Raw genomic sequence first — 12,441 nt, 5'->3', positions numbered from 1 at the left:
TCCCAATTACCAATTACCAGCTACTAATCCCATGACGGTGCATTTTTCCGAAAAACCTCCAACAGATACTCGCGACTCTGCAAATGCTTCCGAAGAAGAAGTATTTGCATTTCCCACCTCTTTTGCCCAGCAAAGATTGTGGTTTATCGATCAATTTGAACCGGGAAACCCTTTTTACAACCTTCCGGCGGCTGTGTTACTGAAAGGCCGGCTAAATGTAGTAGTGCTAGAACAAAGTTTCAAGGAAATTGTGCGCCGTCACGAAGCTTTGCGGACGACATTTGCCACTGTAGACGGTCAACCTGTGCAGGTGGTTGGTCAGAAATTTAATTTCGGGATGCAAGTTTTAGACCTGCAAAAATTGTCCGAAATTCAACGAGAAGCGGAAGTCAAAAAACTGGCAGCAGCAGAAGCTAGTCAACCTTTTGACCTAACCAAAGGGCCGCTGTTGCGAGCTAATTTGCTACAGTTAGATGCTGAGGAATATGTCTTGCTGCTGACGCTACACCACATTATTTTTGATGGCTGGTCAATCGGAGTCTTTCTGCAAGAATTAGCAGCACTTTACGAAGCGTTTTCGATTGGCAAACCATCCCCACTTCCCGAACTTTCCATACAGTACGCCGATTTTGCTATTTGGCAGCGGGAATGGCTGGCGGGCGATCGCTTGCAAACTCAACTTAACTACTGGAAAAAGCAGCTAAGTGGCGCTCCCCCCTTGCTGGAATTGCCAGCCGATCGCCCCCGTCCCCCCGTGCAAACCTATCGGGGCGCGAAAGAATCATTGCTCATCCCGAAAACGCTAACGGCAGCCCTCAAAAAGCTCAGCCGCCAGGAAAATGTCACCCTGTTTATGACGCTGCTAGCAGCCTTTAAAACGCTGCTCTATCGCTATACAGGACAGGCAGATATCCCCGTTGGCTCTCCCATCGCCAACCGCAACAGAGCGGAAATTCAAGGGCTAATCGGGTTTTTTGTCAATACTTTGGTATTGCGAACTGATTTGTCAGGTGAACCAACTTTTCGGCAGTTGCTCGATCGCATTCGGGAGGTGAGTTTAGAAGCTTACGCTCACCAGGATTTGCCGTTTGAGAAACTGGTTGAAGAGTTGCAACCCGAGCGAAATTTGAGCTACAATCCACTGTTCCAAGTTGCTTTTGTTTTGCAAAGTGCGCCCGTTGCTGCTGAATCAATTGCCGGACTAAATCTCACTCTTTTAGATATTGAAAATCAGACAGCAAAAGTTGATTTAACCCTGCATTTAGAAGAACAGCAGGAAGAAATTAGCGGTCAGTTTGAATACAGCACAGATTTATTTGATGCAGCCACAATCAATCGAATGGCGGGGCATTTTCTCACCTTGCTGGAGGGCATAGCTGCCAACCCCGATCGGCGGATTGAAGAGTTGCCGTTGCTGGGGGAAAAAGAGCGGCATCAGTTATTGGTAGAGTGGAATGACACCCGCGCCGATTATTCGAGCGATCGCTGCATTCATCAATTATTTGCAGCGCAGGTCGATCGAACTCCCGATGCCATTGCAGTCGTATTTGAAGACCAAAAACTCACCTACCGCGAGCTGAATGAACGAGCCAACCAACTCGCGCATTACCTGCAACAACTCGGCGTTAAACCAGAAGTTTTGGTGGGAATTTGCGTCGAGCGAGCGATCGATACAATTATCGGCATTCTCGGTATTCTCAAAGCCGGGGGCGCTTACGTTCCCCTCGATCCAGCCAACCCGCGCGATCGCCTTGCTTTTATACTCGAAGACGCGCAGGTAAATGTGCTGCTGACTGAGAAAAAGTTGTTGCAAACCCTTCCCCAATGCAGCGCCAAAATCCTTTGCCTCGATGGGGATAAAAGTGCTTTCTCCCAACACAGCAAAGAAAATCCCGCCAGCGGCACCACTGCCGAAAATCTCGCCTATATTATCTACACTTCTGGCTCAACTGGCATCCCCAAAGGCGTTTTAGTTGCTCACTCAAACGTCCTCCGCCTGTTTGCTGCTACCCAGTCGTGGTACAACTTCAACGAGCAAGATGTGTGGACGCTGTTTCACTCCTATGCTTTTGATTTCTCAGTCTGGGAAATTTGGGGCGCTTTGCTATACGGGGGGCGACTCGCGATCGTGCCTTATTCAGTCAGCCGATCGCCCCAAGATTTTTACAGCTTGCTATGCAAAGAACGAGTCACAGTTCTCAACCAAACTCCTTCTGCATTTTACCAGTTGATAAAAACAGAAGAATCTGTCGGAATTGGCGAAGATTTAAGCCTGCGCTTAGTAATTTTTGGCGGGGAAGCTTTAGACTTGCAAAGCTTAAAACCTTGGTTCGATCGGCACGGCGATCGCCACCCCCAACTGGTCAATATGTATGGCATTACAGAAACAACTGTCCATGTCACCTATCGGCCGCTGACTGCCGCTGATTTAAGTAAAAATGCCAGCCTTATTGGCCGTCCAATTCCTGACTTGCAAGTTTACCTGCTCGATCGCAACTGCCAACCTGTTCCCATCGGCATTCCTGGGGAAATTTACGTTGGTGGCGCTGGCGTCGCGCGGGGCTATCTCAATCAGCCAGAATTAACGGGCGATCGGTTTATTTCAAACCCCTTTAATGACAGTTTGAAAGCGCGGTTGTACAAATCGGGAGACTTAGCTCGCTATCTGCCAAATGGCGATATTGAATACTTGGGACGAATTGACCACCAAGTAAAAGTGCGCGGTTTCCGCATCGAATTGGGAGAAATTGAAGCAGCCCTAGGACAGCATCCAGATGTTGCCCAGGCTGTAGTTATAGTGCGAGAAGATGTACCGGGCGATAAGCGCTTGGTAGCTTATATTATTGCTAACTCAGCAGCACAAAATAAGCATTCTATACTGATTCACGAACTACGCTGCTTTCTGAAAGAAAAATTGCCGGAATACATGATACCTGCTGCTTTTGTGACACTGGAATCGCTGCCTTTAACAAACAACGGTAAAGTCGATCGCAAGGCACTACCTGCACCGGATCGCGATCGGCCAGAACTCGAAGAGGCATTCGCCGCGCCCACCACGGCTATTGAGAAAATCCTGGCAGAAATTTGGGCGCAAGTATTGGGGTTAGAACAAGTTGGAATTGACGACAATTTCTTTGAATTGGGCGGCGATTCTATACTCAGCATTCAAGTCATTTCTAAAGCCAATCAAGCTGGGTTGCGACTCACACCAAAACAACTGTTTCAACACCAAACCATTGCACAGTTAGCAGCCGTTGCCGATACAGACAAATTAAACTTAACCGAACAAGAATTAATCATTGGCGAAGTTCCGCTGACACCGATTCAGCACTGGTTTTTCGAGCAAAATCTCTCCGATCCGCACCACTGGAATCAGGCGGTGCTTTTAGAGTTGCAGCAACCTCTCGAACCTGCATTAATTGAGTCAGTTTTGCAGGAATTGCTGAAGCACCACGACGCGCTGCGCCTGCGTTTTGCGCGAGGAGAATCTGGCTGGCAGCAGGAGATCGCCAATCCCGACGAGGTTGCGACCTTTACCTGCATTGATTTGTCTTCGCTACCTCCAGAGGAGCGAGAAGCCGCTTTCCAAAATGCTGCCACTCAGTTGCAAATTAGTTTGAATTTGTCCGAGGGGCCATTACTTCGCGCTGCCCTATTTGACTTGGGCAAACATCAGCCAAATCGCTTGTTATTGGTTATTCATCACTTAGCGGTTGATGCTGTTTCCTGGCGAATTTTAATTGAGGATTTCCAGACAGCTTACGGGCAGATTAGCCGCGACGAAACAGTGGCGCTACCGCCCAAAACAACCTCCTTTAAGCAGTGGGCAGAACGCTTGCATGAGTGGGCGCGATCGCCCGAATTGCAGGGAGAGTTCGATTACTGGTTCGCCCTTTCTCATCAACCAACTTCTAGCTTGCCAATAGATTTCCCCACAGCAGCCAATTTAGTTGCATCTGAAAAAACAGTATCCGTTGCTTTGAGTGTTGAAGAAACAAAACTGCTCCTGCAAGAAGTACCTGCCGCTTACCGCACTCAAATTAACGATGTATTGCTAACTGCTTTAGGTCAAGCATTTGAACGCTGGACTGGCAATAACTCACTTTTACTTGACTTAGAAGGTCACGGGCGCGAAGATATATTTGAAGCAGTAGATTTGTCGCGCACGATCGGCTGGTTTACCGCTGTTTTTCCCGTTCTGTTAAATTTAGAAAAACCTTCCGATCTAGGGGCGACCCTCAAATCAGTGAAAGAGCAATTACGCGCCGTGCCTAATCGCGGTGTTGGCTGCGGTGTCCTAGGATATTTAAACCCAAAAATTGCTAAAAATTTGCACAAACTGCCGCAATCTGAGGTAAGCTTTAATTATCTCGGACAGTTTGACCAAGTGCTGCCAAAAGCTTCTTTATTAATGCTGTCTTCCGAGCCGAGTGGCCCCCTTCGCAGCCCGCGCGGAAATCGGCGTTATCTGCTGGAAATTAACGGATTTATTGCCAGCGGCAAGCTGCAATTAGATTGGACCTACAGCGAAAGTATTCACCGACGAGAAAGCATTGAAAATTTAGCAACGGGCTTTATAGAATCGCTGCGATCGCTAATTCAATACTGTCAGTCCCCCGACGCTGGTGGCTGCACTTTTTCTGACTTTGCAGAGTTTAAGTGGAGCCAGTGGAGCCAGGACGATTTAGATAACATTACCGCAATTTTGGGAGAGCTGTAATATGACCAAAGGCAATATCGAAGATTTTTATCCCCTCTCCCCAGCGCAGCAGGGCATTCTCTTTCATTCCCTTTACCAGCCAGAATCGGGCGTATATTTCGGGCAACTGCTGTGCGTTTTGCGCGGCGATCTCAATGTTTCTGCGTTGAGAAATAGTTGGCAAAAAGTTGTAGAGCGACATCCCATTTTGCGGACTTGTTTCCTGTGGGAAAAGTTGAAAGAACCCGTGCAAGCGGTGCGTAAGCAGGCTGCATTATCTTGGCAGCAGATGGACTGGCGATCGCTCTCGGCATCCGCACAACAACAGCAGCTAGAAACATTCCTCAAAGCCGATCGCGAGCAGGGCTTTGACTTGACATCAGCTCCCTTAATTCGCATTGCACTGGCGCAGTTAGAAGCAGATACTTTTCAGTTTATTTTGAGCCACCACCACTTAGTTTTAGATGGGTGGTCGCTGGCGATCGTCCTCAAGGAAGTTTTTGCCTTTTACCAAGCAGAATGCCAGGGCGAGGAATTGCACCTCAAACGCCCTCGCCCTTATCGGGATTACATCGCGTGGCTGCACCAGCAAGATTTATCTGCGGCTGAGTCATTTTGGCGGCAAACTCTCAAAGGTTTGGCAGCCCCAACTGCGATCGCCCGATGCAATATTGTCGCGGGAAACCGTTTAGAAAGTAGTGGCGAACAGCAGGTGATATTTTCTGCAACAGCCACCGCCGCACTGCAATCTGCCACGCGGCAGCATCAGCTAACATTAAATACCCTCGTACAGGCAGCTTGGGCGCTACTTTTGAGCCGATACAGCGGCGAGGAAGATGTGGTTTTTGGTACGGTTGTCTCCGGGCGACCGCCAGAGTTAATGGGTGTTGAATCGGTAGTGGGACTGTTCGTAAATCCTCTGCCAGTGCGCGTAAAAATTGATCCGCAGGATGGTATTTTATCCTGGTTGAAAGAACTCCAAGCGCAACAAGTTGAGGCGCGGCAGTATGAGTACAGCCCCCTCGTTGAGGTGCAGGGGTGGAGCGAAGTTCCTCGGAGTTTACCTTTATTTGAGAGTTTGGTCGTTTTTGAGAATTATCCCTCGGATGCTTCTTTGCAAGAGAAGATTCACAACTTAAAAGTAGAGAATATTCGCTCCTTGGAAACAACGAATTATCCTCTAACCGTGATGGCAATGCCCGGTGCGGAATTGACGCTGAAAATTATTTTCGATCGTAGCTGCTTTGAGGACAGTGCGATCGCGCGAATGCTCACACACCTGCAAACTTTACTAGAGGAAATGACTCTCAATCCTGACCGGAAACTGTCAGAATTGCCCCTATTGAGCGCCGCCGAACGCCAGCAATTACTTGTCCAGTGGAACGACACCCAAGCGGATTACCCCAAAAATTCCTCAATTCATGAATTATTTGCAGCACAAACAGAGCGAACCCCAGATGCAGTGGCTGCAATTTGCGAAAATGAACAATTGACTTACCGCGAATTGAATGCCAAAGCCAATCAAATCGCGCATTACCTGCAATCTCTAGGCGTAAAACCCGAAGTTTTGGTGGGAATTTGCTTAGAGCGATCGCTCTCCATGCTGGTGGCTATTTTGGGCATTTTAAAAGTCGGTGCCGCTTACGTTCCTATCGATCCTGCCTATCCCCAAGAACGCCGATCCTTCATGCTGGCCGACGCAAAAGTTCCGGTGCTTTTGACTCAAAAAAACCTCCTAGAAACCCTCCCCGAACACAGCGCAAAAGTCGTCTGTATCGACGCCGAATGGCAGGAAATTTCCCGCGAGAGCGATCGCAACCCCGCTGTTAAAGTGGAAGCCGATAACCTCGCTTACGTCCTCTACACCTCCGGCTCAACAGGCACTCCCAAAGGCGTACTCGGCACCCACCGAGGCACAGTCAATCGCTGTTTTTGGAACCCCTATCCTTTTATCGAACAAGATATTTGCTGTCAAAAAACCTCCTTAAATTTTGTCGATTCGGTTTGGGAAATCTTTGCTCCTTTGCTGCATGGGTTGCCAACTGTCATTATTCCCGATCGAGCCGTCAAAGATATTAACCAATTCCTTCAAACCTTATCAAAGCAAAATGTAACGCGACTGGTGCTGGTTCCTTCTTTGTTGCGCGCAATCTTAGATTCATTCCCTGATTTAGACAGGCGTTTGCCTCAATTAAAGTATTGGATTTGCAGCGGAGAAACTCTGCCGGTGGAACTTTGCCAGCAATTTCGAGAGCAGATGCCCCAGCGGGTATTAATCAATCTTTATGGCTCTTCTGAAGTAGCTGCGGACGTGACGTGGTACGATGCAACTCACTGTGTCGAGAAAGTGCCAATCGGTCGCCCGATCGCCAATACGCAAATTTATCTGCTCGATCGCAATTTGCAACCCGTTTCGATAGGAATTCCCGGCGACATTTACGTCGGGGGCGATGGATTGGCAAAAGGCTACTTAAACCGCCCCGACTTAACCTCGGAGAAATTCATTTCTAACCCATTTGGGCAAGAAAAATTAGATTTTCTCGGTAATTCTCATCAAAAAGTTTTGTTCAAAACAGGCGATATCGGTTGTTACCTGCCGGATGGTAATATAGAATTTCTGGGCCGTGGCGACTCCCAAGTAAAAATTCGCGGTTTCCGCATCGAACTCGGAGAAATAGAGGCAGCACTTTCTCAACATTCTTCTGTGTCCACCGCTGCTGTTTTGCTTCAAGAAAATGAACCAGGCAGTCAACGCTTAGTCGCTTACCTAGTTCCTAACTCAGAGTTCAGAAATCAGCAGCCAGAACTTATTTCCGAACTGCGTTCATTCTTGAAGCACAAACTGCCCGATTACATGGTGCCTTCAGCTTTTGTGCTATTAGATGCGCTGCCATTAACGCCCAACGGAAAAATTGACCGCCTCGCCTTATCTCAAAGGTGCGATTACGTTTCTGATGAAACAGCCTTCACTGAGCCACAAACGCCCACAGAGGAAGAAATTGCTGAGATTTGGACTGCTCTTTTAGGGCTAGACAAAGTAGGAACGAACCAAAACTTTTTTGACCTCGGCGGTCACTCTCTGATGGCAACACGGTTAATATCGCGAGTGCGATCGTGCTTTGGGGTAGAGTTAGCGCTGTGCGATTTTTTTGCCACTCCCACAATTCAGAATTTAGCTGAACTAATCGAGGAAGAAATTCTGGCAAACGCCGATTCTAACCAGATAGATGAATTGCTCGATCTCTTAGAAAAGAGTGATGGAGAGTCAGCACAAACTGTGATACTGACTGAGTAAATATCGGGCTGGTAAAAAAACCAAAAAGCCTTTTTCTCCTTAAGGGTTCGGTGGGAAATAGGAGATTTCAAAAGCCAATTTTACAGGAGTAATTCGGGATGATTCAACAAACAGTAAGACCCCAAGATTCTCAAGATGTAAGGGAGCCATTAAAAGCCTCTGTTACCCCACTTGAAGAAAAGTTAATGGAGCTATTCAGTGCTTCAGAAAAGTCGTTTTTGGCAGAAGAAGCAATGGAGGAGCGAATTTCTGCCCTAGTTCAAGACTTTTTGTACGCAAAAACCGCTAGTACAGATATTGACTTAGAGTTAATTATTCAGGAGTTTAGAGAAAACAAAATTCCCGCCCTTCCTACAGATGTTGGAAATTATATCGATGATTTGACCCAAACCCTCGTTGCCCATTCCATTCACACATCTTCCCCCCGATATATCGGTCACATGACGAGCGCACTTCCCTATTTTGTGCGCCCGATCGCGAAGCTGTTAATCGCGATGAATCAAAATTTAGTCAAGATGGAAACTGCCAAAGTTTTAAGCCCCTGCGAGCGCCAGACTTTGGCAATGATGCACCGATTAATTTACGATTTTTCTGAGGATTTTTATAACCAGCACATTCAAAAAAATGACAGCACGCTCGGTATCATGACAACGGGCGGCACCCTAGCTAATATCACAGCTTTGTGGTGTGCTCGCAACGCTTCTTTAGGGCCAAAAAATAACTTTAGTGGCATTGAAAAAGAAGGGTTGTACGCAGCTTTAGAGTTTTACGGCTACAGGGGAATGGTGATCATCGGCTCCAATTTGATGCACTATTCTTTTGAAAAGGCTGCCGGTTTATTAGGCATTGGCGATCGCAATCTCCTAAAAGTCCCCACCGATGCCAATCACCGCATGGATTTGGCAGCGCTGCGCCAAACTGTAGCCGAATGTCGCGATCGCAATCTGCACATTCTGGCAATTATCGGTATTGCAGGCAGCACCGATTCGGGAAGTATCGATCCGCTTCCAGAAATAGCGGCGATCGCCCAAGAAGCAAACGCTCACTTTCACGTCGATGCCGCTTGGGGCGGCCCCGTGCTTTTTTCCCAACGTCACCGGCACAAATTAGCAGGCATTCAACTAGCAGATTCCGTCACCATAGATGGACACAAACAAATGTATTTGCCAATGGGAATCGGTCTGGTTTTATTCCGCAATCCCCAAACCGCCAAAGTTATTGAAAAACACGCACCCTACACGGTGCGAAAAGACTCGATCGATCTAGGCAAGCGCTCTCTCGAAGGCTCTCGACCAGGTGCGAGTTTGTTCTTACAAGCGGCGTTGAATATCATCGGCCATCAAGGCTATGAGTTTTTGATAGATGGAGGCATCCATAAAACGCAGCACTTGGCCAATTTAATTCGGAAAAATCCAGCCTTTGAATTGCTGCTTGAACCAGAAATTAATATTCTTTTATACCGCTACATTCCAGAAACATTCAGGGAAAAAGCAGCCCAAAAACAACTAACCGAACCAGACAACCACTTCATTAATCAATTTAACGAGAGCCTTCAAGAGGCCCAGCGGCGAGCCGGTTACACCTTCGTATCGCGAACAACCGTGCAAAACACCTGTTATGGCAAAACCATTCCCATTGTTGCTTTTCGAGTCGTCCTTGCCAACCCCCTCACCACTGAAGCAGATATCGATTTTGTTTTAAACGACCAGCTAAAAATAGCAGCAAACCTTTCCTTAACTATCACAAACAGCGACCACTGCGAGGAGGTGAATTATGATGTCTACTAATCGTTCAGAACGACTGAAAAACCTCTCGCCGCAGAAGCGAGCGCTCCTCCTCAAAGCATTGGGCAAAGAGGCAGTACAGGCTGAGCAATCTAAGCGTATTCCCAGGCGATCGCAGCAACATACGGCTCCCCTTTCTTTTGCCCAGCAACGGCTGTGGTTTCTCGATCTATTGTCTCCCGAAAACCCCGCCTACAACCTTCCTGCTGCTGTGCGTTTGCAAGGGCAATTGAATTTGTCAGCACTGCAACAAACACTCAATGAAATTGTCCGGCGTCACGAAGTTTTACGGACTGCTTTTGCAGAAATAGACGAGCAACCTGTCCAACAGATTTCTTCTTCCTTAAATTTCGCTTTGTCGGTGGTAAACTTGCAACATTTACCAGAAACTGAGCAGCAAGCTGAAATTGAGCAGCGTACTCTTGAAGAAGCCCAACGCCCCTTTGACTTAACGCGCTCGCCCTTACTGCGGGCCACTCTCCTGCAACTTGGTGCGGCAGAATATGTGTTGCTGCTGACGATACACCACATTATTTCTGATGGTTGGTCTATGGGGGTGTTGGTGCGAGAAGTGGCCGCACTTTATGAAGCTTTTTCCACTGACAAACCCTCTCCACTGCCTGAACTTTCCGTGCAGTATGCCGACTTCGCCAGTTGGCAGCGGCAGCATTTCCAGGGAGAGAAATTAGAAAAGCAGCTCGCTTATTGGAAACAGCAATTGGGAGGCACTTTAGCTGTGCTATCAACAGATAAGCAGCGCTCTCCCGTGCAAACTTTTCGAGGGTCGCAGCAATCTTTTGTAATTTCTGCTTCTTTAACTGAAAGGCTGAAAACGCTTACCCAGCAACAAGATGTCACCCTATTTATGACGTTGTTGGCAGCATTTAAATCCTTGCTATACTGCCACATAAAGCAGGATAACCTCGCTATTGGCTCTCCCATTGCCAATCGCAACCGCATTGAATTAGAGGAACTAATTGGATTTTTTGTCAATACTTTAGTGCTGCGAATTGACACGGCAGGGAATCCAACTTTCCGCGAACTACTCCGTCGAACACGCGAGGTAGCCTTAGCAGCTTACGCTCACCCCGATGTCCCTTTTGAAAAGCTCGTCGTGGAATTGCAGCCGGAGCGAAATCTCAGCTATAACCCGCTATTTCAAGTGTGGTTTGTTCTCCAGAATGCACCCATACCCCCCCTGAAATTAGGCGATTTGACCTTGAGCATTCTGGAATTCGATGTCGGTATGTCGAGACACGACTTAAGCCTCACTCTCTGGGAGGTTTCAGAAGGAATTCAAGGCTTATTTGAGTACAAAACCGACTTATTTGAGGCTGCGACTATTGCCCGAATGGTGAGAGGTTTCCAAACCCTCCTCAACCAGGTAGTCATCCAGCCAGATATCAAGATAGACAACTTGGCTAAAATTCTTGCCGAAGTCGAAAGGCAGCACCAAATCGAGCAGGAAAAACAAATTCATAGTTCCGGGATTAACAAATTAAAAATGGCTAAACGCAAAGTTATGAACAGTTTTACATGATGGCTCAATCTCTCATATTTCTTCTAGAAAAATGAATAAAATTTTCACCAATTTTGCAAAAACTATGACAAATACAGAAACAAAAAATCTCAATTCCCAAAAGTTAGGAGCAGTTAGGCGAAAAGCCGTCAGCCTGTCCTCAGAGGAATTAGTCAAAACCGCCTATCTCCAGCCCGAAAACCTTCTACCTCTAGTTGTTCAGCCAACAGTAGAAAAATTAAATCTCGCGGGTTGGGCACAGAACAATCGCTCATCAATTGAAACACAGTTATGGAAGCATGGAGGAATACTTTTCCGAGGCTTTGAAGTCGGCGGTGTGAATGGTTTCGAGCAGTTTATTCAAACTCTTGCTGGCAACTTGTTGGAATATTCTTTTCGCTCAACTCCCCGTAGCCAAGTGAGCGGAAATATCTACACTTCCACCGAGTATCCTGCCGAGCAATTCATCCCACTGCACAATGAAATGGCTTATTCTCGAAATTGGCCGCTAAAAATTGCTTTTTTCTGCGTTAAAAAAGCCGAACAAGGAGGAGAAACTCCGATCGCTAACAGCCGCAAAGTGTTTGAAAGCCTGGATTCAAAGATTAGAGAAAAGTTTGCCCAAAAAAAAGTTATGTATGTGCGAAATTACGGCGGTGGCGTAGATTTATCCTGGCAAAATGTCTTCAATACCGATCGCAAAATTGAGGTAGAAGAGTATTGCCAAAAAGCGGGAATTGAGTTAGAATGGAAAAGTGGCGATCGCTTGAGAACTCGGCAAATATGTCAAGCTGTCGCCCGGCACCCAAAAACGCAGGAAATGGTGTGGTTTAATCAAGCTCACCTCTTCCACATTTCCAATCTCGAACCCGTCGTTCGCAAAGAGCTTTTAACTTCTTTTAAGCAGGAAGATTTACCCCGCAATGCTTATTACGGCGATGGCTCGCCCATTGAAGATTTTATATTAGACGAAATTCGTCGCTGCTATCAGCAAGCAACAACTGTTTTCCCTTGGGAAGAAGGAGATGTCTTGCTGCTAGATAATATGCTAACCGCGCACGGACGTACCCCATTCTCTGGTTCGCGTCGAGTTGTTGTCGGGATGGCAGAACCGTTTAGCTGTCAAGATATTTAGGCTTATTAA

Annotated in this window: 5 protein-coding genes; all 5 read left to right on the top strand. The window is 47.1% G+C overall.

Translation table 11 applies throughout. The annotated features are described in order from the left end of the window. Positions 1-31 precede the first annotated feature (31 nt). The 5 genes from QUA97_RS16550 to QUA97_RS16530 all read left to right on the top strand — a co-directional run bounded on the left by QUA97_RS16550 (position 32) and on the right by QUA97_RS16530 (position 12,432). Positions 32-4,720: an amino acid adenylation domain-containing protein gene (locus QUA97_RS16550; RefSeq protein WP_333195240.1), complete on the top strand. Its 4,689-nt coding sequence runs from the start codon at positions 32-34 to the stop codon at positions 4,718-4,720. Between the two features lies 1 nt (position 4,721). Continuing rightward, positions 4,722-7,994, top strand: coding sequence for a non-ribosomal peptide synthetase (locus QUA97_RS16545; RefSeq protein WP_333195239.1), 3,273 nt, complete (start codon positions 4,722-4,724; stop codon positions 7,992-7,994). A 98-nt stretch (positions 7,995-8,092) separates the two neighbouring features. Continuing rightward, positions 8,093-9,781, top strand: a complete 1,689-nt coding sequence (panP, locus tag QUA97_RS16540) for a pyridoxal-dependent aspartate 1-decarboxylase PanP (protein WP_333195238.1) — start codon at positions 8,093-8,095, stop codon at positions 9,779-9,781. Beyond that, a complete protein-coding gene (locus tag QUA97_RS16535; RefSeq protein ID WP_333195237.1) occupies positions 9,768-11,318 on the top strand; it encodes a condensation domain-containing protein in 1,551 nt (516 codons plus the stop codon). The genes panP and QUA97_RS16535 overlap by 14 nt, the downstream gene beginning before the upstream one ends. A gap of 64 nt (positions 11,319-11,382) precedes the next feature. Next, positions 11,383-12,432: a TauD/TfdA family dioxygenase gene (locus QUA97_RS16530; protein ID WP_333195236.1), complete on the top strand. Its 1,050-nt coding sequence runs from the start codon at positions 11,383-11,385 to the stop codon at positions 12,430-12,432. Positions 12,433-12,441 lie beyond the last annotated feature (9 nt).

This window comes from Microcoleus sp. CZ3-B2 (genome assembly GCF_036705055.1).
In the GTDB taxonomy this organism is placed as follows: Bacteria; Cyanobacteriota; Cyanobacteriia; order Cyanobacteriales; family Microcoleaceae; genus Microcoleus.
Note: the sequence above shows the minus strand (reverse complement) of the source record. Positions and strands in the feature narration are given on the sequence as shown.

Excerpts from the sequence above, each read along its gene's own strand:
- QUA97_RS16550 (WP_333195240.1), top strand. The coding sequence starts at position 32 with ATGACGGTGCATTTTTCCGAAAAACCTCCAACAGATACTCGCGACTCT.
- QUA97_RS16545 (WP_333195239.1), top strand. The coding sequence starts at position 4,722 with ATGACCAAAGGCAATATCGAAGATTTTTATCCCCTCTCCCCAGCGCAG.
- panP (WP_333195238.1), top strand. The coding sequence starts at position 8,093 with ATGATTCAACAAACAGTAAGACCCCAAGATTCTCAAGATGTAAGGGAG.
- QUA97_RS16535 (WP_333195237.1), top strand. The coding sequence starts at position 9,768 with ATGATGTCTACTAATCGTTCAGAACGACTGAAAAACCTCTCGCCGCAG.
- QUA97_RS16530 (WP_333195236.1), top strand. The coding sequence starts at position 11,383 with ATGACAAATACAGAAACAAAAAATCTCAATTCCCAAAAGTTAGGAGCA.